Below are 21,954 nucleotides of genomic sequence, written 5' to 3' on the forward strand. Positions count from 1 at the left end.
ATCTTACGTTTTGATTAGGCTTATTCTATGATGGCGATAATGGTCGCTAAAATACCCAGACTGGATAAATAGCCCACCACTAACAGTATCTTGGCCACACTGTGTTTGGCCTTGGGATTTTGTTGCATATACATGCGCCACTCCATTTATAATTCAGGCGCGAATTTTAACATGGAAACAACATGGTTAACAATAGAAACTGATGACGCGAAAAGCCGCAACACTGGATAATAAACTCAAGAATCGTAAGGCTCTGTTACAGCAGCTCGCCGAGCAAAGAGGCATTGCTGGATTACTGCATGGCGACACCAAAATCAGCTTTGGTGAGCGTTTTAAAATTCGTCATCAGCTCGATGAAGCGGCGCGGCAAAAAAATCTAGAAACCATAGTGGAGCTAGCCAGTCTGCAAGATAATGATGAGGTCGGTAATGAGCCAGACCCAGACTGGCTCAGCCATTTCCTTGAATTAGCAGAAAATATTCGCCATCCCGCTATGCAACAATTTTGGGCCAATATTCTTTCGCAAGAAGTCCTCAACCCAGGGCATTGTTCGATTCAAGCCTTGAGCCGCTTACAAATGATGACCCAAAAAGATGCGCTGTTATTACAAAGAGCCAGCGCCCTCGCCTGCCACTTTGGCGATGAAAATTTAAGGTTACTGTTTGGTTATCAATATCGCACCTTGTTACAAGGCCAGCGCCAGCAACGGCTTAATTTAGGCCGTTATCGCCTGCCTTATGCGGGGCTGATGCAATTATTTGAGCTGGGTTTGTTACATCAAGCAGAATTAGAGTCCGGTGAGTTGTCGCAGACTTCGCCGCTGCGCGTAATATTAAACAATCAGCCCATGACTTTGCAGCCACAGCGCAAAGGCATACGGTTATTGTATTACCGCTTTACTACCGTTGGTAACGAGTTAGCCGCCTTGATCACAGAAACCACCCCTGCTGATTATCGTAACGAGCTACAAGATCTATTAGCGCCACTGGGGCAGTTGAGCCTCAAGATATAGCGCCGAGCGCCCAGCACCAAGCACCTAGCTAAAACCAACCTCCGCTTATGATGATTTGGTGCTCCATCCGGCATCACATCATTATCTGATAGATTCCACTGCTTAAGTTAAGCCAACAAAACACAGGCAAAAAAATACCGGAACAAGTCCGGTATAAAGGTGGTTTGCAAATAAGGTGTTATCTTGAGATTTGCTCTCGTTGTAGCTGGGCGCTTGGTGCTCGGCGCTGTGGCTTAAGCATATTGCTCTTGAGCTACGGCCTGTGCCGCTTCTGTGCTCCCCTGCGGCTTAAACCAAGCCAGTGAATCTGCCAATGCGGCCACTTCGCCAATTACCATCAATGACGGACTGACTACTTGCTCAGCCAGCACCCCTAACTCACTTAAGGTGCCGCGCACTACCCGCTGCTGTGGCGTGGTGCCGCGCTCAATTAAGGCCACGGGTGTGCTGGAGGCTAAGCCATTTTCGATTAAGCGCTGTTGAATATGTGCTGAGCGCATTAGCCCCATGTAAATCACCAAGGTTTGGCGGCTTTGCGCCAGTGACGCCCAGTTCGGCTCTTTGCCATCTTGTTTGCTGTGGCCGGTAATAAACACCGCACTTTGCGCATGATCGCGATGGGTCAAGGGAATGCCCGCATAGGCGGTAGCCCCCGCAGCGGCAGTGATGCCTGGCACCACTTGATAAGCAATTCCGGCTTCTTTTAATGTTTCTAATTCTTCAGCACCGCGACCAAACATAAAGGGGTCGCCACCTTTAAGACGTACTACGCGCTTACCGGTTAATGCCTGATCAACCAATAGCTGATTAATTTGCTCTTGGGGTACGCTGTGATGACCAGCTTTTTTACCCACAGCTATCAGCTCGGCTTCTGGGCGAATTAAGGCCATAATTTCCGGCGAGACTAGTTGGTCGTACAGCACCACTTCGGCCTTTTGTAATTCATTTAAGGCTTTAATGGTGAGTAGATCAGGGTCACCGGGGCCGGCACCCACCAAGATTACCTCGCCTAATTGCGGTTTGGCTATCGACTGCTTTAACCAGCGCTCGGCTTCTGCGATTTTACCTTGGGCTAACAGATGATTAAGAGTGACGTCATCTTCGGCGCGCGCCCAAAAACGACGGCGCTCATCACTGGTAGCAAAGGCGCCTTGCACTTTAGCGCGCAACTTGCCAGCTACGCGGCTTAGGTCACCCCAATGTTTAGGTAATAAGGCATCTAGGCGAGCGCGTAATAAACGCGCCAGCCAAGGGGCGTCACCGCCGGTACTAAAGGCCACTTGCAGCGGAAAACGCTCCACTATGGAGGGAAAGATCACCGCTGAGCGCTTGCTGTCATCAGCCTTATTGACCAATAAACCACGCAAGTTCGCCGCCTGATAGACGCGAGCGTTCACTTCCTTGTTATCGGTGGCCGCCACCACTAAAAATTGCTCATCAAGATAGTGCTCTTCGAACACATCGTTTTGCCAAATAAACTGCGACTGCAGCGCAACAAGCTCTGGGCACAACTTTGGTGCTACTAGGGTTAAGCGAGCACCGCGTGCCAGCAAGACCCGCGCTTTACGAGCGGCCACTTTGCCTCCCCCCACTACCAAGCAAGGGCGGTGTTTAATTTTAATAAATAGGGGTAGGTGTTCCATGGCAATGTCCGCTCATACAATAAAGTAGAAACATTGTAAGGCAGATCAAGTAGATCTCAAAAGAATGGATAATGATTTTTTATTCCAAAAAGGAATAACAAGGGCAGCGCCGAGCGCCCGACACCAAGCGCCTAGCTAGAAACTAAAAATACTAGATTAAGTTCGGTGGTCGAACTAGAGCGAGGGTTTGTTTTTCTTTAGCTGGGCGCCGGACGCTTAGACCCGTCATGCGGGCTCGACCCGGTATCGGCGCTGCTTTTATTTGATCATCTGGCGCAGGAGATCTTTCCAAGACACCAAGCCGATTAGCTTTTCTTGCTCAACCACCGGCAAACAGCCGATGTTGTGTTCAAGCATAATACGGGCGGCACTTTGCAAGGTAGCAGCACCGGTAATGGTGATGACATCTCGGCTCATCACTTGGTGCACGCGCCTTTGTAAGGTGTCTCGATCCCGCTCAACTTCTGCATCTGTGCCCAAATATGGGCTGAGCGCGCGGCTCATGTCTGCATGGCTAATAATGCCACATAGCTGCTCTTGACCATTTAGCACTAATAAATGGCGAAAGGCAGACTGAGTAAAAATATCTTGCACAAACGCCAGTCGATCGTCTTGATGGACAGTGGCAATCCGGCGGGTCATGATTTCCTGAACTCGCATGCGCTCTCCTTATAAAGGTCTATTGACCGGAGAAAGCATACGGTTTAGATACCGCTACCGTCAGCTTCCTGCGAGTCATGAAGACCACATTCACGCTTCATACCAAAGAAACGCGTATCTGCCTCAGACATGCCTGGTTCCCATTTCGCCGTGGTGTGCACATCGCCCACTGAGACGTAACCTTGTTCCCACAGCGGATGATAAGGCAAATCAAACTGTTGCAGGTAATAATGCACGTCTTTGTTGCTCCAGTCGATGATCGGCAAGAACTTAAAACGCCCGCCTTGTACGCCCAGCACTGCTAACTTATCGCGGCTCTCAGACTGACTGCGGCGCAAACCAGAAAACCAAGTGCTGGCTTCCAATTCACGCAGCGCCCGCTGCATCGGCTCAACTTTATTCAGCTGGTTGTAACGGCTCAGGCCTTCAGCGCCCTGCTCCCACAAGTTGCCGTAACAGGCTTCTTGCCAAGCAGCCGAGCGACTGGCCTGATAAATCTTTAGGTTTAAGCCTAAACGCTCGGTTAATTCGTCGATAAAGCGATAGGTTTCCGGAAATAAATAACCGGTGTCGGTCAAAATCACCGGCACATCGGCTTTTTCTTTGGTGACCAAGTGCAGCATCACCGCCGCCTGAATACCAAAGCTTGAGGACAACACGGGAGCACCCGGTAGGTGCTCCAATGCCCAGCGCACCCGCTCAGGCGCGCTCATGGCCGCTAGCTCTTGATTGAGCGGGGCCAAGGCCGCCGCTCGTTCAACAGCACTCAGGTTAGTCAGCTCAGATAAGCTAAGTAACACACTAGACTGCGGCATAAAAATCCCTCGCCGAGTCGATAACAGGGGCTATGATGCCAGCACGAATAACAAAGTCACCAAAGCCTTCACCGCTGTTACGTTCCGCAGACCAACGGCCAATCAGCTCATCCAGCTCCGCCATAATTTGGCGGTCGGTGATGTTTTCTTTGTACATGCGCGGAATACGCGTACCTTCGCGGTTGCCGCCTAAGTGCAGGTTATAACGACCTGGCGCCTTACCCACTAAACCCACTTCCGCCAACATGGCACGACCACAGCCGTTCGGGCAGCCGGTGACACGAAAGACAATGTTGTCATCACTAATGTTGTGCTTGGCCAAGTAACCTTCGAGCTCAGTCACGTACTCTGGCAACACCCGCTCCGACTCCGCCATGGCTAACGGGCAGGTAGGCAGCGCCACACAGGCCATGGAGCTCTTACGTTGCTCGGACACTGAATCTTCAATTAAACCGTGCTCGCGAGCTAGCTGCTCAATGCGCGCTTTCTCACTGGTCGGCACGCCGGCAATGATCAGGTTTTGGTTGGCGGTTAAGCGGAAATCACCTTGGTGAATGTTAGCAATTTCGCGCATGCCAGTTTTCAGGGTTTTACCTGGATAATCCAGAATGCGGCCATTTTCGATAAACAGCGTTAAGTGCTGCTTACCGTCGATACCTTCTACCCAACCAAAGCGATCGCCACGGCTAGTAAATTCATAAGGACGAACCTCGGCAAACTCGATACCGGCACGTTTTTCTACTTCCGCCTTAAATACCTCTACGCCCACGCGCTCTAGGGTATATTTGGTCTTGGCGTTTTTACGCTCCACACGGTTACCCATGTCACGCTGCGTGGTCACTACCGCTTCGGCAATGGCGATGGTGTGCGACAGCGGGATAAAACCAAAGTCGGTAGCTTTGCGCGGAAAGGTAGCGGTGTCGCCGTGGGTCATGGCCAAGCCACCGCCCACTAACACGTTAAAACCAACCAGCTTGCCATCTTCGGCAATGGCCACGAAGTTTAAGTCGTTGGCGTGCAAGTCCACATCGTTATGCGGTGGGATCACTACCGCAGTTTTAAACTTACGCGGCAAATAAGTGGCACCCAAAATTGGCTCTTCATCGGGCGTGCCTAAACGCTCGCCGTCCAGCCAAATTTCTAAGTAAGCGCGAGTCTTCGGCAACAAATGCTCGGAGATCTTCTTCGCCCACTCATAAGCTTCTTGATGCAGCTCTGATTCAACCGGGTTACTGGTGCACAACACGTTACGGTTTACGTCACCTGCAGTGGCAATGGAGTCGATACCGGTGCTGTTCAGGGTTTGGTGCATGTGCTTGATATCGCGCTTTAACACCCCGTGAAACTGGAAGGTTTGACGGGTAGTCAGGCGAATACTGCCGTAGATGCTGCTTTCTTCCGCGAACTTGTCGATCACCAGCCACTGCTCAGGCTTGATGATGCCGCCGGGTAAGCGAGCGCGCAGCATAACGTTATGCAAAGGCTCCAGCTTTTGGGCAGTACGTTCGTTACGAATGTCGCGGTCGTCTTGCTGATACATGCCGTGCACGCGGATCAGTTGGAAGTTATCGCCGTTAAAACCACCGGTGAGACCATCGCTTAAGTCTTGCTCTATGGTGCCGCGCAGAAAGTTACTTTCGCCCTTCATGCGTTCGTTATCGGACAGCTTTTGTTCGCTCATTAGTATACATCCCTCTGGTAACGCTTAGCACTGCGCAGCGCATCTACATATTCGGTTGCTTGATCGGTGGTCTTGTTGCCGTGCTCAGCCACTATGTCAATGAGGGCATCGTGCACATCTTTAGCCATCTTGTTGGCATCGCCACACACATAGAAGTGTGCGCCTTGCTCTAACCAAGCGTAAACCTCAGCGCCTTGCTCACGCAGCTTGTGCTGCACATAGATTTTATCTTGTTGGTCGCGGCTAAAAGCCAAGGAAACCTTGTTCAATAAACCAGACTTCACATAACGCTGCCATTCCAACTGGTACAAGAAGTCTTGGGTAAAGTGTGGATTACCGAAGAACAACCAGTTTTGACCGCCGGCAGAGCGGGCATCACGCTCTTGCAAGAAGGCGCGAAACGGCGCTATACCAGTACCCGGGCCGACCATGATCACCGGGGTGTCATCATTGGCGGGCAGGCGGAAGTTATCGTTATGCTCGATGAAAACGCGTACTTGGGCGCCCTCTTCCAGACGGTCCGACAGGTAAGCAGAAGCGCCACCGTTGCGGGCCTCGCCATCTTGGTCAAAACGCACCACACCTACCGTGAGATGTACTTCGTCTTCTACTTCAGCTTGCGATGAGGCAATGGAGTACAAACGCGGTGTGAGGCGGCGCAAGCTGGCTTGCAGTTGCTCGGCGGTCAATGCACCTTGTTGTTCACGGGCGATATCTAAAATTTGGTGATTAGCGCAGTATTCACGCAGTGCCGCTTTATCATCGACCAGTGCACGTAATTTAGGTGCATCGGTTAACTCAGAGTAAGACTGCACAAAACTGGCATAGCCTTGGGTCAGCTCATAACTGTTGATCAGCGCTTCACGTATGGTGACGCTTTGCTCATCCACAATCACTTCGCTTGCCGCATCAACGCCGGCCTGCGCCAACAGCGCATCCACTACTTGTTCGTCGTTGCTAAACCACACGCCGAGCGCGTCGCCGGGCTGATAGCTTAAGTCTGAGCCTTCCAGTGAAATCTCAAAGTGGCGCACATCTCTATCTGAATCACGACCGACAATCGCTTGATTGGTCAGCAGCTCAGCAGCAAAGGGATGCTTCTTGTTATAGAGGCTAGTGGCACCGGCAGTCAGTGGCACCACCGGGGCCAGATCGTTGGCGGCCTCAGACTTGAGTGCTTCTTTAACCAACGCAACGGCTTCTTGGCTCCAGCTTTGGCACACAGCGTCGTAGTCCACATCTGCATCTAAGCGCGCTAACAATGGCGTGGCACCGGCTTTGCTGAGGTATTCATCAAAGTCTTTACCGGTCTGGCAATAAAACTCGTAAGAGGAGTCGCCCAGACCAATCACACCGTATTGCAGGCCGTCTAACTTGCCCGCCTTACCGGCTTTTAATTCTTTATGAAACTCGATTGCGTCGTCAGGGGCTTCGCCCTCGCCGTTGGTACTGGCGACGATCAACACATGAGTTTCTTTTTTCAGATTGCGGACTTTGTAGTCTGCGGCATTAAACAGGCTCACTGCCACGCCATTGGCACTGGCGCTGGCTTTAAGCTCTTCGGCCACGCCTTTCGCGTTACCGGTTTGTGAGGCATAAATAATGGTCAACTTACCGGCCGGTTGCGCAACTGCAATTGGGCCAGGGGCGGCAATACCCGCGGTATGTTGGCTAATGCCGTAAAAATAACCGCTTACCCACGCCAGTTGAGTCGCACTTAACTCGGCTGCCACCTGAGTAAGCTTATGGACTTGTTGTTCGTTTAGCGGGCTGGCAGACGCCGCGAGTTCTTTTAACAGCATGACATTCACTTCCACTTTTCCAGATGCATATAGCTTAAACGAGGATGGCCGCAACAAGAAAGAATAAAAGATGATTTTTTATGCTTTAAAGGAATAACGAAAGGAAGCGCCCTGCGCCGAGCCAAAAAACAACATATTGCCCCCTGTAGAGGCCGCTTTAAAAGCGTGCTCTCCTTGTTGGTCGAAAGTTTTTTATAAACAAGCGCGCCACTGCGAAGGACAGCGCTAGTACAAAAGACAGTGTTCACCTTAAATGGATGGCACAAGGCGGATCGTGGCTTCAGATGTATGCTTGTCTAATATCTCTAACCTTTTACGCTTCACACTTTACCGCACGTAGCATAAAAGACGCATAATCAAACAATGTCTCCTCACTCAGTAAAATGTAAAAAACCAATTAAATAAAACCACCCTGCTACTTATGGTCTGTAGACGGGAGCGGGGAGGGGGTGGTCTCATCTATATATGAATGAAATAAAAAAACAGTTTGGCAAAAACGTAAAACTATTTCGCCAAAAAATAGGAATTTCACAGGAAGCACTAGCCGAAAAGTCATCTCTTCATAGAACCTATATTGGCTCTGTTGAGAGAGGTGAAAGAAATATTAGTTTAGAAAATATCGTTCACCTTGCTAGTGCTTTAGGCGTTACTCCAGAAGAGTTACTAAAAGGAATAAAATGAGTGGAACTTTCACCATATACAAATCAACCAATTTCAAATTGGAGCAGTATCACTGCAAGCTTAATAGAAAAATATCCAGTTCCTTTAACAGAGATATTAGAAATAGCAAATCTATCATGGTCTAGACTTTGGAGCTCTGTTGTCGGAGGTGAAATAAAAATTAATGAAGTAGAATTACCTGCCACTGTTGTAGGTTATTTTTTTCAGAAACTATTTTCACATGAACTTTCTCGAAGATACCCAAATGAATGGCAAGGCGAAAAACATAAAAATGACAAAGACTTAGTTAACATAAAGAAACCTGACTACTCTACAGAAATGAAAGCATCCGGTCAGTTAGGGTACGCTCTATTTGGAAATAGAAGTTATAACCAAACATCAGAGTCATCAAGAGAGAGTGGGAAAAACAAGTCTGGGTTTTATATAACATTAAATTTTCACGGCCAAACAATGACTTTATTAAGAATTGGCTGGATAGATCAAGCTGACTGGATACCTCAAGGGTCTCAAACAGGACAGGCAGCGGTATTGAAGCCCGAAGTATACGACCACAAGCTAATAATAATAAAAGGTGACTATATTAAAGAAAGCCCTATCCAATTATTGCCTGGCATAGGACCTAAAACAGCACAACACTTTCATAGCCATGGTGTACGTAATTTTCATGAGCTCAAATTTTATAAAGGTTCCGATAGAATAATTTTAAACACCAAATTAGCACAACAAAATTATTTGACTGCATTCTAGAACTAAAGTGTTAATACACTCTGCCTTGAAGATAGTTCTTTATCTTCAAGGTAGCTATCTATTCTTTGTTTAGCATATCCTATATATTCTTCTTTCAATTCAAAACCAATGACATAACGCCCATTTCTTAATGCGCATTCAGCTGTACTGCCAGAGCCCATAAAAGGATCTAAAACAATATCATTTTCATTACTCGATGACTTTAACATTCTTTCAACTAAGGCGAGTGGGAACTGTGCCGGATGCGGAGTTCTTTCTGCCGATGACCTATTTTTACCAGAGGTTACCTTCGTTATTTGCCAAACATCGGAGGGGTTTTTTCCTAAAGGATTACATCTTAGCTTTCCGTTTTTTTTCTGGTTAGGATATTTAACATCGGGATCTCTAACGGAGTCCAAATTGAAAGTATATGACTTGGAATTCTTTACATACCAAAGTAACTTTTCATTACGTGGGGAGAAACGCTTTCTGCAGGCTACACCTGCAGCGTAATTCCAAACAACTTCTTGTAAAAAATAAAACGGGGTTTTATTCCAAAGTAAATAAGGAATAGGAACTGCAAGCCCTTTTTCCTTTACTTCAAGATAGCCCATATTTAGCCAAAACGTTCCATCTGCCACTGTAATTCGATGTATTTGTGCAATCCAACTTTCGCACCAATCTATATAACTATCCAGCTCAGAAAACTCTTCGTACTCTTTACCAATATTATATGGAGGTGAAGTTATAGTTAAATCTATTAATTGTTCAGGTATTTTTTCCATACCTTCTAGACAATCCATTTTATATATTGCTACACCGTCACGTTCAAAATTTGGTGTTCCAAGAATATCTTTAATAAGATTAAACCGTTCCAAACTCATAATATCTTTCTTTCTTACAAATAAGATGATTTGCATTGTATTAAAAAAAAAACATAAACGCAAAAAAATATTTAAATTAAATGATTGACTTTTACTGAACCGCCTAGTCTAAGTATACCTAATTACCCACAAAGTTCAGCCATAACCCATTGAACTCATCATCAATTAATTACGTGGATGTTCCCGTCTCTTCAACAAAGATTACCTCGTCCCGGTTTGGTGTTTTTATTTAAAAACTGCCAGTAAAGCTAGCCTGCCGAACAAGTTAGCAGCTACAAAAAGCAAAACATGACTGCATAATGGCTGATGTTCATAAGGAATCAGGAGAGTATAAAACTTCTGGCAGTGAAACCACAGACCATATTAATTTTAAACGGGCATTTTTTCGGTATGCCTTTTTGAGTCAGGTGTGATTTGATAGCTTCTGTGGCGCTAGGCGCCATCGGCCAGCTAAAGCGGCCTCGACCAAAATCAAGAATAAAAAAAGGCCCCCTTGCGGGGGCCTTTGTTATCAGCGAGTCGAGATTCGTTGCTTGTTACTTATTTGGTCGCGTTCAACAAATTAGCGAGATTCTGTTCGACTTCATCAGCCGATACAGGCACTGCTTGATCTGGATTACGCTTGGCATTGCGTGCCTGATGGTAGGCAAACCCCGTACCCGCAGGTACCAGTCGGCCTACAATCACGTTCTCTTTCAGACCGCGCAAGTTATCTACTTTGCCGGACACTGCAGCTTCCGTCAGTACTCGAGTGGTTTCCTGGAAGGACGCCGCCGAGATGAAAGATTCAGTGCTCAAAGAAGCCTTAGTGATACCCATCAATACATGACGGTATTCTACTGGCTGCTTGTTCGCCGCAATCAGCGCACGGTTAGCCTGACGAATACGTACCACTTCTGCTTGCTCACCGTTAATGAAATCGGAATCGCCCGAGTTCATTATTTCGGCACGACGCAGCATCTGACGCACGATAGTTTCAATGTGTTTATCGTTGATCTTAACGCCCTGCAAGCGGTAAACCTCTTGCACTTCGTTCACGATATAGTTGGCGACGGGGCTAATGCCACGCAGACGCAAGATATCGTGTGCGGATTCTGGACCATCGGCCAAGACTTCGCCTTTTTCGACCTTCTCACCTTCGAACACGTTCACGTGACGCCATTTGTGGATCATCTCCTCAAACGGTTCGCCACCATCTAACGGCGTGATCACCAAGCGGCGCTTGCCTTTGGTCTCTTTACCGAATGCGATGGTGCCCGAAATTTCCGCCAAGATAGCCGGCTCTTTCGGTAGACGCGCTTCAAACAAGTCAGCAACCCGTGGTAGACCACCGGTGATATCTTTCGTACCACTGGATTCCTGTGGAATACGCGCAACCGCGTCACCCACGTTTACCACGGCACCATCTTCTAGGCTGACAATCGAACGGCCTGGTAAGAAGTACAGCGCAGACAAGTCGGTGCCGGGGATAATCACATCGTTGTTGTGATCATCAATCAGCTTAACTGTCGGACGCAGCTCTTTACCTGAAGCCGGACGTTCGTTCACATCCATGACTACAATGCTGGACAGACCGGTCAGTTCATCGGTTTGACGGCTGATGGTCACGCCATCAATCATGTCGATAAACTTAACATGACCTGCCACTTCGGTAACGATTGGGTGGGTGTGCGGGTCCCACGTGGCCACTAACTGGCCAAGTTGAACCTGCTCGCCGTCCGCTTTTTCCAACAAAGCACCGTAAGGCAGTTTGTGGTTTTCACGGGTTTGACCCAATTCATCGATAATGGTCAGTTCAGAAGAACGAGACACGATGACCGTCTTACCGTCGTTATTAGTCACAAACTTTGCGTTAACCAGCTTCAAGGTACCTGGGTTTTTCACCTGGATACTGTTTTCTGCTGCCGCTCGTGATGCTGCACCACCGATGTGGAAGGTACGCATCGTTAACTGGGTACCCGGCTCACCGATAGACTGAGCGGCGATAACGCCCACTGCTTCGCCTTGGTTAACCAAGTGGCCACGGGCCAAGTCACGGCCGTAACAATGAGCACATACGCCATGATCGTTATCACAAGTAATAACGGAGCGTACTTTAATGCGGTCTACCGAGCTCTCTTCAATCTCATCACACCACTTCTCATCGAGCAGGGTGTTACGAGCCACCAAGATTTCATTCTCGGTACCCGGGCGGATCACGTCTTCGACCACTACTCGGCCCAATACGCGGTCACGCAACTGCTCAACCACATCGCCGCCTTCGATCAGTGAAGTGATCCACAGACCGTCGAAGGTGCCACAGTCGTCGGTGGTGATCACCAAGTCTTGCGCCACGTCTACTAGACGACGAGTCAGGTAACCGGAGTTAGCCGTCTTCAATGCGGTATCTGCCAGACCCTTACGGGCACCGTGCGTGGAGTTAAAGTACTGAAGTACGTTCAAACCTTCACGGAAGTTGGCGATGATTGGCGTTTCGATGATGGAACCATCTGGTTTCGCCATCAGACCACGCATACCCGCCAACTGACGGATCTGAGCGGCACTACCACGAGCGCCGGAGTCGGCCATCATGTAAATGCTGTTGAACGAGTCTTGCAGCACTTCGTTACCGTCACGGTCGATCACCTTGTCTTTCGACAAGTTTTCCATCATCGCTTTAGACACACGCTCGTTGGCGCTGGCCCAAATATCGATAACTTTGTTGTAACGCTCGCCCGCGGTAACCAAACCAGACTGGAACTGCTCCTGGATTTCAGATACTTCGGCTTCGGCTTCTTCGATGATGTATTTTTTCGCATCAGGAATAACCAAGTCGTTGATACCCACAGACACGCCAGACAAAGTGGCGTACTGGAAACCGGTATACATCAATTGGTCAGCAAAGATTACAGACTCTTTCAGGCCCAAACGACGATAACAAGCGTTCATCAGCTTAGAGATCTGCTTCTTGCCCATGGCTTGGTCGATCATGCTAAAAGGCAAGCCTTTAGGCACCACCAAGCTCAAGATGGCACGACCAATAGTGGTCTCACGGATAGCCGTGGTTTCCACTTCAGTGCCGTCTTCCATACGCTCAGAGTCGGTGATGCGGATTTTCACTTTGGCATGCAGTTCAGCATGGCCACCGCGATAAACCTTTTCCGCTTCTTTGGCGCTGGTCAAAATCATGCCTTCGCCTTTGGCGTTGATCTTGTCACGGGTCATGTAATACAGACCCAGTACTACGTCCTGTGAAGGAACGATGATCGGCTCGCCGTTAGCAGGAGACAGTATGTTGTTGGTCGACATCATAAGTGCACGAGCTTCAAGCTGTGCTTCTATGGTCAGCGGTACGTGGACCGCCATTTGGTCACCGTCGAAGTCGGCGTTATAGGCCGCACACACTAATGGGTGCAACTGAATCGCTTTACCTTCGATCAACACTGGCTCAAAGGCCTGGATACCCAAACGGTGCAAGGTAGGTGCACGGTTCAGTAATACTGGATGTTCACGAATTACGTCATCCAATACGTCCCAAACCACCGCCTCTTCGCGCTCAACCATCTTCTTGGCCGCTTTGATAGTCGTGGCTAAGCCACGCGCTTCCAACTTGCCATAGATGAACGGCTTGAACAGCTCGAGTGCCATTTTCTTCGGCAGACCGCACTGGTGCAGACGCAAAGTCGGGCCCACTACGATTACCGAACGACCGGAGTAGTCAACACGCTTACCGAGCAAGTTCTGACGGAAACGACCCTGCTTACCCTTGATCATATCTGCCAAGGACTTAAGAGGACGCTTGTTAGAACCGGTGATGGCACGACCGCGACGGCCGTTATCGAGCAACGCATCCACAGATTCCTGCAGCATACGCTTTTCGTTACGCACGATAATATCGGGTGCCGCTAAGTCTAATAAACGCTTCAAACGGTTGTTACGGTTGATCACGCGACGATATAAATCGTTCAGATCAGAAGTCGCAAAGCGACCACCGTCCAGCGGTACCAAAGGACGCAAATCCGGTGGCAATACTGGTAATACGGTTAGCACCATCCACTCTGGCTTGTTGCCTGAGCCATGGAAAGCTTCCATCAGTTTGAAACGCTTGGTAATTTTCTTACGCTTGGTTTCAGAGTTGGTTTGACCCAGCTCTTCACGCATTACTTCAATCTCGGCACCGAGATCAATAGCGCGCAGCAAAGACAGTACCGCTTCGGCACCCATCTTGGCGTCAAATTCGTCGCCCCACTCTTCTAACGCGTCTAAATACTGCTCTTCTGACAGCATTTGACCACGCTCTAAGCTGGTCATGCCGGCTTCGATAACCACGAAGGATTCGAAGTACAGCACGCGCTCGATATCACGCAGTGTCATGTCCAGCAACAAACCGATACGGCTTGGCAGGGACTTCAAGAACCAGATGTGAGCAACCGGACTGGCCAGCTCAATGTGGCCCATGCGCTCACGGCGCACTTTGGTCTGGGTAACTTCAACGCCGCATTTTTCGCAGATCACACCGCGATGCTTGAGGCGCTTGTACTTACCACACAGACACTCATAGTCCTTGACCGGACCAAAAATCCGGGCACAGAAAAGACCGTCACGCTCCGGTTTGAAGGTACGGTAGTTGATGGTCTCAGGCTTTTTGACTTCGCCAAAAGACCAAGAGCGGATCATGTCTGGGGATGCCAGACCGATTTTGATCCCGTCAAACTCTTCTGTCTTATTCTGCGCTTTCAAAAACTTAAGTAAGTCTTTCACATTAGTCTCCTGTGAGGAGTTCTACCAGGTGCCCCCATTTTTCTAAAAAAGAGGGCACCGTTATTTCTTCGGCAGTCTAGCCTTAACTTTCGTCCAGCTCGATGTTGATACCGAGAGAGCGAATTTCTTTCAACAGTACGTTGAAAGACTCGGGCATGCCCGGCTCCATGCGGTGATCACCATCGACGATGTTTTTATACATCTTAGTACGACCGTTAACGTCATCCGACTTGACCGTCAACATTTCTTGCAAGGTATAGGCGGCACCGTATGCTTCCAGTGCCCACACTTCCATCTCACCGAAACGCTGACCACCAAACTGAGCTTTACCACCCAGCGGCTGTTGCGTTACCAGACTGTAAGAACCAGTAGAACGGGCGTGCATCTTGTCGTCCACCAAGTGGTTCAACTTCAGCATGTACATATAGCCCACGGTCACGGCACGCTCGAAAGCAGTACCAGTACGACCGTCATACAGCGTGATCTGACCAGATTCTGGCAGATCGGCCAGCAGCAGCATGCGCTTAATTTCGTGCTCATCGGCACCATCAAACGCCGGCGTTGCCATTGGCATGCCGTGGCGCAAGTTATTGGCCAGCGTCTGCACTTCGGCATCGGTGAAGGTAGACAGGTCTACTTTCTGACGGATGCCATCACCCAGGTCGTAAACTTCCTGAATGAATTCGCGCAGACGAGCAATCGCTTGCTGCTCTTTGAGCATACGGTCAATCTTCTCGCCGATGCCCTTGGCCGCTAAGCCTAAGTGCGTCTCGAGGATCTGACCGATGTTCATCCGCGACGGTACACCCAGTGGGTTCAATACCATGTCTACCGGTACGCCATGCTCGTCATGCGGCATGTCTTCAACCGGAACAATGATAGAAACCACACCCTTGTTACCGTGACGGCCGGCCATCTTATCGCCAGGCTGAATTTGACGTTTCACCGCCAAGTACACCTTAACGATTTTCAGCACGCCCGGCGCCAGATCATCACCTTGGGTGATCTTGCGACGTTTGTTTTCGAACATCTTATCGAAATCAGCTTTCAGCTCAGCTTGTTGCTCGGCAAGTTGCTCAAGCTCAATTTGCTTGGCTTCGTCATCAATTGACTGTTCCAGTAACTGGTTACGGGCAATTTTAGACACTTGCTCAGCAGACATACCAGAAGCTATCAAGACATTACGAGCACGGGCGTAAACGCCGTCTTCGAGGATGCTGAACTCTTCAGTTAAGTCTTTCTTGGCCTGCTTCAACTGCATGTGCTCAATGTCTTGGGCACGCTTGTCTTTTTCGATGCCATCACGGGTAAAGACTTGTACGTCTATTACCGTACCAAACACTGAGTTAGGTACACGCAAAGACGAGTCTTTAACGTCGGAGGCTTTTTCACCGAAGATGGCTCGCAGCAGCTTCTCTTCTGGCGTTAGCTGGCTTTCACCCTTAGGGGTTACTTTACCAACTAAGATATCGCCGGGACGCATTTCTGCACCCACGTACACGATACCGGACTCATCAAGCTTGCTCAGCGCAGATTCACCCACGTTCGGGATATCGGCGGTGATTTCTTCTGGGCCCAACTTGGTATCACGAGAGATACAAGTCAGTTCCTGAATATGAATGGTGGTCAGGCGGTCATGCTCTACCAGACGCTCATTCAGCAAGATGGAATCTTCGAAGTTAAACCCGTTCCATGCCATAAAGGCCACGCGCAGGTTCTGACCCAAGGCGAGTTCGCCCAAGTCAGTTGAAGGACCGTCGGCCAATACGTCGCCGCCCAGTACCCGCTCACCCGGCATCACACAAGGACGCTGGTTGATACAGGTGTTCTGGTTAGAACGGGTGTACTTGGTCAGGTTATAGATGTCGATACCGGCTTCGCCAGGCAGCATCTCTTCTTCGTTAACTTTTACTACTATGCGTGAAGCATCGGCGTAATCGACGATACCGCCACGCTTGGCTACTACGGTTACACCGGAGTCGACGGCTACTGCACGCTCAATACCGGTACCCACTAGCGGCTTATCGACGCGCAGTGTTGGTACGGCTTGACGTTGCATGTTCGAACCCATCAAGGCTCGGTTAGCATCATCGTGCTCAAGGAAGGGTATCAAGGACGCCGCAACAGAAACTACCTGTTGTGGACTCACGTCCATGTACTGCACCTGATCCGCGTTCATATAGGTGGCTTCACCTTTATGACGGGACGCAACCAGCTCTTCAGTCAGACGGTTGTCGTCATCAGAAGCGGCGTTAGCCTGAGCGATCACGAAGTGACCTTCCTCGATGGCAGACAAATAGTCTACATCGTCGGTAATTTGGCCATCGACCACTTTACGATACGGGGTCTCAAGGAAACCGTATTCGTTAGTGCGCGAGTAGCAAGCCAATGAGTTGATCAGACCGATGTTTGGTCCTTCTGGCGTTTCGATAGGACACAAACGACCGTAGTGGGTGGTGTGTACATCTCGAACTTCAAAGCCAGCACGTTCACGGGTCAAACCACCTGGGCCTAATGCAGAAATACGACGCTTGTGCGTCACTTCTGATAGCGGGTTGTTTTGGTCCATAAACTGGGACAATTGGCTGGAGCCAAAGAACTCTTTCACCGCTGCCGAAATCGGCTTGGCGTTGATCAAGTCTTGTGGCATCAGGGTGTCAAGATCGCCTAATGATAGACGCTCACGCACCGCACGCTCAACGCGCACTAAACCAACACGGAACTGGTTTTCTGCCATTTCGCCCACAGAGCGAATACGACGGTTACCCAAGTGGTCGATATCGTCCACTTCGTCATTACCGTTACGGATGTCGATCAAGCGCTTCATCACGTCAACGATATCTGACTTAGTCAGAGTACCCGGACCATCAATCTCATCACGGAACAGACGACGGTTAAATTTCATCCGGCCCACGGTGGAGAGGTCATAGCGGTCTTCTGAGAAGAATAAGTTCTCAAACAAGGTGTCAGCAGCATCGCGGGTTGGCGGCTCGCCTGGGCGCATCATGCGATACACTTCGACCAGCGCTTCTACGCGGTTGGTGGAAGAGTCGATACGCAAGGTGTCAGACATGTAAGCGCCGTGATCCAGTTCGTTAGTGAACAGGGTCTCAAACTGCTTAATGCCAGCCACAGACAAGTTGGCCAACACTTCTAGTGTTAGCTCGCTGTTGGCGCCAATAACCAGTTCGCCGGTGTCGACGTTAACATAGTCTTTAGCAACCACTTTACCGACGGCATATTCCACCGGTACTTCGATTTTTTCGATGCCAGCTTTTTCCAGTTGACGAATATGGCGCGCAGTAATACGACGGCCAATTTCAACCAGAACTTCACCTTCAACCAGAATGTCGAACGAGGCGGTTTCGCCACGCAGACGCTCAGGCTTAAGTTCCATCATTAACTTGCCGTTCGCCACTTCAAAAGTGGTAGTCTCGAAGAACATTTCCAGAATTTCTTCTGTGGTGAACTCAAGGGCACGTAACATGATGGACGCGGGTAGCTTGCGACGACGGTCGATACGGACAAACAGGTTGTCTTTCGCATCAAACTCAAAATCGAGCCAGGAACCACGGTAAGGGATCACACGCGCGTTATACAAAACTTTACCGGAAGAGTGAGTTTTGCCACGGTCGTGATCGAAAAACACACCCGGGCTGCGATGCAGCTGGGAGACTATTACCCGCTCGGTACCATTGATAACGAAGGTACCGTTTACAGTCATGAGCGGGATTTCGCCCATGTAGACTTCTTGCTCTTTAATGTCTTTGACAGTGCCAGGTGCGGCTTCTCTGTCGTACAGCACCATGCGCAATTTAACGCGCAAGGGCGCCGAATAAGTTACACCACGGATTTGACATTCTTTAACGTCAAAGACGGGCTCGCCCAAACGGAAACTGACATATTGCAATTCAGCATTGCCAGAATAGCTGGCGATGGGGAAGACGCTACGAAAAGCCGCTTCCAAACCGTGTTCGCCGCGCGGATCTGCTTCAATAAACTGTTTGAAGGAATCAAGCTGGATTGATAGCAGGTAAGGCGTGTCCAAGACCTGGTCACGTTTACCAAAGTCCTTACGAATGCGCTTTTTCTCTGTGTAAGAGTAAACCATAGGGTTCCTCAGCTCGCTGATAAGTGACCCATCTGTCCAAATGGGACAGCTCTAAATAACATCGTTTTTTCGACACGGACGTCTCGACAACATCCGATGGCTGGTACTACAAGAGGCACAAACGATGTGAAAATTCCTCTCATCCTACAGCGCAAAAGGGCCGGTGAATAATATTCACCAGCCCTAGCCTAATTGCTTAGGCCGCTAAGCTAAAATTTAGCTTATTTAAGATCAACAGAAGCACCTGCTTCTTCGAGCTCTTTCTTCAACGTCTCAGCTTCGCCTTTGCTCAGTGCTTCTTTAACTGCACATGGAGCGGCTTCAACCAGACCCTTGGCTTCTTTCAGGCCAAGACCGGTAGCAGAACGTACTGCTTTGATTACAGATACTTTGTTCGGGCCAACTGCAGTCAACATAACGTCGAATTCAGTCTGCTCTTCAACAACAGCAGCTTCGCCAGCAGAGGCAACAGCAGCAGCAGCAGAAACGCCGAATTTTTCTTCCATTGCTTCGATCAGTTCAACAACTTGCATTACAGACATTTCTGCAACGGCTTCAATGATTTGGTCTTTAGTGATAGACATGACTCAAATTCCTAATGTTCTGAAGTATTTGGGTTTCAAACAACAAACAACAGCTTATGCTGCGTCGGCGGCTTGTTTTTGGTCGCGCAGAGCTGCGATAGTACGTACCAGCTTGCCAGCAGAAGCTTCTTTCATAGTCGCCATCAGCTGTGCAATTGCTTCGTTGTACGTCGGCAGTTTTGCGAGACGGTCAATATCGGCTGCGGGGATAAAAGCACCCTCGTATGCCAGACCTTTCACCTCGAATGCGGCTTGCTCTTTAGCAAAGTCCTTGAACAAACGAGCAGCAGCGCCCGGGTGTTCGTTGGAAAACGCAATCAGGGTAGGACCAACGAAAACCTCATTGAGGCACTCATAGTTGGTCTCTTTAACTGCGATGCGAGCTAACGTGTTACGAACTACCTTAAGGTAAACTCCGTTGTCACGCGCTTGCTGGCGCAGTTTGGTCATGGCAGCTACAGTAACGCCACGTGCATCGGCTACTACTGCAGACAGGGCGCCCTTGGCAGCTTCGTTGACTTCAGCAACTATTGCCTTTTTGTCTTCGAGTCTTAATGCCATTGGCTAAACTCCTGGATCCACCTGGGATAAAACCCAGATTAAACACACGCCTCTGTTAAAACAGAGACACCAAGATGACAGATTCCAGAAGAAAAAATATTTTCTAACTGGGTCCCGGCACCATCTACGCTGGATCATTAAGACGATAACGTCTCCAGCGGTCTTGGACGGGAGTCGAAGCCCCCAACCAAATCACAAGGCGCAAAATACTACGTGAGTTGATGCGCTTTGTAAATGCTTATTTCTTTTCGTCTAGGCTTGCTTGATCAACAGTAACGCCGGCACCCATAGTGGTGGACAGGGTTACTTTCTTGATAAAGATACCTTTAGAAGTTGCAGGCTTAGCACGCTTCAGTGCTACCAACAGGGCTTCCAAGTTGCCTTTCAGGTTCTCAACGGTGAAATCAACCTTACCAATAGTGGTGTGGATGATACCGTTCTTGTCGTTACGATAACGAACCTGACCAGCTTTAGCATTCTTAACAGCTTCAGCAACGTTAGGAGTAACGGTACCTACTTTAGGGTTAGGCATCAGACCGCGTGGGCCCAAGATTTGGCCTAACTGACCTACAACGCGCATGGCATCAGGAGATGCGATAACGACGTCAAAGTTCATTTCACCTTTCTTGATTTGCTCGGCAAGATCTTCCATGCCAACCAATTCAGCGCCGGCTTCTTTAGCGGCTTCAGCGTTAGCGCCTTGAGCAAATACTGCAACGCGTACATCACGACCAGTACCGTTTGGCAGCACAGTTGCGCCACGTACGTTTTGGTCAGATTTACGAGCGTCGATGCCCAAGTTAACAGCAACGTCTACGCTTTCTACAAACTTGGCAGTGGCCAATTCTTGTAACAAAGCAACGGCTTCATTGATTTCGTAATTTTTAGTGCTTTCAATACGGTCACGAATAACACGCATGCGCTTAGTTAATTTAGCCATCGTCTTAACCCTCCACTGCCAGGCCCATGGACCGAGCAGTACCTTCGATTGTAAGAACGCGGGCATCAACATCGGCACCGGTCATGTCTTTTTCTTTGATTGCTGCAATTTCTTCTAACTGAGCGCGAGTAACAGTACCCACTTTCTCAGAGTTAGGCTTAGCAGAACCAGACTTAACGCCAGCTGCCTTCAGCAACAAGAACGCCGCAGGCGGAGTCTTGGTTTCGAAGGTGAAAGAACGGTCGCTGTACACAGTAATGATTACTGGGATTGGCGAGCCTTTCTCTAGGCTTTCTGTACGAGCGTTAAACGCCTTACAGAATTCCATGATGTTAACGCCGTGCTGACCCAGAGCTGGACCAACCGGAGGACTTGGGTTTGCTGCACCGGCTGCAACTTGCAGCTTGATGTAGGCTTGGACTTTCTTAGCCATTGAGATTACCTCGTTATTGGGTGATAGCGCCGTCAAGCTGTGCTTGTAATCGGCTCCCCTGTATTAAAAGGGCGGCAAATTCTAGTTCTTTTTACCGCCACTCGCAAGTTCTATGAGCAAACTTTAATCAGGACTTTTCAACCTGACCAAACTCCAGCTCAACGGGGGTAGAACGACCGAAGATCATGACCGACACCTTAATGCGGCTCTTCTCATAATCGACCGACTCCACCACGCCGTTAAAGTCGGCGAACGGACCTTCAGATACGCGCACCAGTTCACCCGGTTCAAACAGGGTTTTTGGTTTCGGCTTATCAATCGCATCTTGCAGACGATTCAAGATCAAATCTGCTTCTTTATCAGAAATAGGTGCCGGACGCTCAGGCGTACCACCGATAAAGCCCATTACGCGGGGAATGCTGCGCACTAGGTGCCAGCTGGCATCGTTCATCTGCATTTGTACTAGCACGTAGCCGGGGAAGAATTTGCGCTCGCTCTTACGCTTTTGACCCGCGCGCATTTCGACCACTTCTTCAGTTGGCACTAAAATTTCGCCAAACTGCTCTTCCATCTCATTCAGCCGGATATGCTCGATCAGCGATTTCTGAACGCGGCCTTCGTATCCGGAAAACGCTTGGATCACGTACCAACGCATTCTTTGTTCTGGTTCAGACATGGTTA

General features: G+C 49.2%; 16 protein-coding genes. 3 read left to right on the forward strand and 13 right to left on the reverse strand.

Annotation, left to right across the window (positions count from 1 at the left end):
• Positions 1-202 precede the first annotated feature (202 nt).
• Positions 203-1,012 (forward strand): TIGR03899 family protein, encoded by an 810-nt coding sequence (locus CBP31_RS05900; RefSeq protein WP_087035408.1) that lies wholly within the window; start codon positions 203-205, stop codon positions 1,010-1,012.
• Between the two features lie 233 nt (positions 1,013-1,245).
• Here CBP31_RS05900 and cysG read toward each other — a convergent pair whose 3' ends face one another.
• The 5 genes from cysG to CBP31_RS05925 all read right to left on the reverse strand — a co-directional run bounded on the left by cysG (position 1,246) and on the right by CBP31_RS05925 (position 7,613).
• Positions 1,246-2,655: a siroheme synthase CysG gene (gene cysG / locus CBP31_RS05905; protein ID WP_087035409.1), complete on the reverse strand. Its 1,410-nt coding sequence runs from the start codon at positions 2,653-2,655 to the stop codon at positions 1,246-1,248.
• 258 nt (positions 2,656-2,913) lie between these two features.
• Complete coding sequence (locus tag CBP31_RS05910) at positions 2,914-3,315, reverse strand: CBS domain-containing protein (protein WP_087035411.1); 402 nt, start codon at positions 3,313-3,315, stop codon at positions 2,914-2,916.
• Between the two features lie 44 nt (positions 3,316-3,359).
• Complete coding sequence (locus CBP31_RS05915; protein ID WP_087035413.1) at positions 3,360-4,130, reverse strand: phosphoadenylyl-sulfate reductase; 771 nt, start codon at positions 4,128-4,130, stop codon at positions 3,360-3,362.
• Positions 4,117-5,811 carry an assimilatory sulfite reductase (NADPH) hemoprotein subunit gene (gene cysI, locus CBP31_RS05920; RefSeq protein WP_087035415.1) on the reverse strand — a complete coding sequence of 565 codons (1,695 nt, stop codon included), beginning with the start codon at positions 5,809-5,811 and terminating at the stop codon, positions 4,117-4,119. The genes CBP31_RS05915 and cysI overlap by 14 nt, the downstream gene beginning before the upstream one ends.
• Complete coding sequence (locus CBP31_RS05925) at positions 5,811-7,613, reverse strand: assimilatory sulfite reductase (NADPH) flavoprotein subunit (protein WP_087035417.1); 1,803 nt, start codon at positions 7,611-7,613, stop codon at positions 5,811-5,813. Before CBP31_RS05925 ends, cysI begins: the two co-directional genes overlap by 1 nt.
• Positions 7,614-8,078: 465 nt before the next feature.
• On the opposite strand from CBP31_RS05925, the gene CBP31_RS05930 reads away from it, so the two are divergent.
• A complete protein-coding gene (locus CBP31_RS05930) occupies positions 8,079-8,294 on the forward strand; it encodes a helix-turn-helix domain-containing protein (RefSeq protein WP_087035419.1) in 216 nt (71 codons plus the stop codon).
• Complete coding sequence (locus tag CBP31_RS05935; RefSeq protein WP_087035421.1) at positions 8,295-9,041, forward strand: ScaI family restriction endonuclease; 747 nt, start codon at positions 8,295-8,297, stop codon at positions 9,039-9,041.
• A 2-nt stretch (positions 9,042-9,043) separates the two neighbouring features.
• Here CBP31_RS05935 and CBP31_RS05940 read toward each other — a convergent pair whose 3' ends face one another.
• From CBP31_RS05940 to nusG, 8 genes are all read right to left on the reverse strand, one after another.
• Complete coding sequence (locus CBP31_RS05940; protein ID WP_087035423.1) at positions 9,044-9,904, reverse strand: DNA-methyltransferase; 861 nt, start codon at positions 9,902-9,904, stop codon at positions 9,044-9,046.
• Positions 9,905-10,444: 540 nt separating this feature from the next.
• The gene (rpoC, locus tag CBP31_RS05945; protein WP_087035425.1) at positions 10,445-14,644 is read right to left on the reverse strand and encodes a DNA-directed RNA polymerase subunit beta'; all 4,200 of its coding nucleotides are present in this window, start codon (positions 14,642-14,644) and stop codon (positions 10,445-10,447) included.
• A gap of 82 nt (positions 14,645-14,726) precedes the next feature.
• The gene (gene rpoB / locus CBP31_RS05950; RefSeq protein ID WP_151898788.1) at positions 14,727-18,755 is read right to left on the reverse strand and encodes a DNA-directed RNA polymerase subunit beta; all 4,029 of its coding nucleotides are present in this window, start codon (positions 18,753-18,755) and stop codon (positions 14,727-14,729) included.
• 221 nt (positions 18,756-18,976) lie between these two features.
• Positions 18,977-19,339, reverse strand: coding sequence for a 50S ribosomal protein L7/L12 (rplL, locus tag CBP31_RS05955; RefSeq protein ID WP_087035429.1), 363 nt, complete (start codon positions 19,337-19,339; stop codon positions 18,977-18,979).
• A 54-nt stretch (positions 19,340-19,393) separates the two neighbouring features.
• Entirely contained in the window at positions 19,394-19,900 is a 507-nt protein-coding gene (rplJ, locus tag CBP31_RS05960; RefSeq protein ID WP_087035431.1) for a 50S ribosomal protein L10, read from the reverse strand.
• Between the two features lie 238 nt (positions 19,901-20,138).
• Complete coding sequence (gene rplA, locus CBP31_RS05965; protein WP_087035433.1) at positions 20,139-20,840, reverse strand: 50S ribosomal protein L1; 702 nt, start codon at positions 20,838-20,840, stop codon at positions 20,139-20,141.
• 4 nt (positions 20,841-20,844) lie between these two features.
• On the reverse strand, positions 20,845-21,273 hold the full coding sequence (gene rplK / locus CBP31_RS05970; protein ID WP_087035435.1) for a 50S ribosomal protein L11: 429 nt from the start codon (positions 21,271-21,273) through the stop codon (positions 20,845-20,847).
• 127 nt (positions 21,274-21,400) lie between these two features.
• On the reverse strand, positions 21,401-21,949 hold the full coding sequence (gene nusG, locus CBP31_RS05975) for a transcription termination/antitermination protein NusG (RefSeq protein ID WP_087035437.1): 549 nt from the start codon (positions 21,947-21,949) through the stop codon (positions 21,401-21,403).
• Positions 21,950-21,954: the final 5 nt, after the last annotated feature.

The sequence above is a fragment of the Oceanisphaera profunda genome (assembly GCF_002157895.1).
Taxonomy (GTDB): Bacteria; Pseudomonadota; Gammaproteobacteria; order Enterobacterales; family Aeromonadaceae; genus Oceanimonas; species Oceanimonas profunda.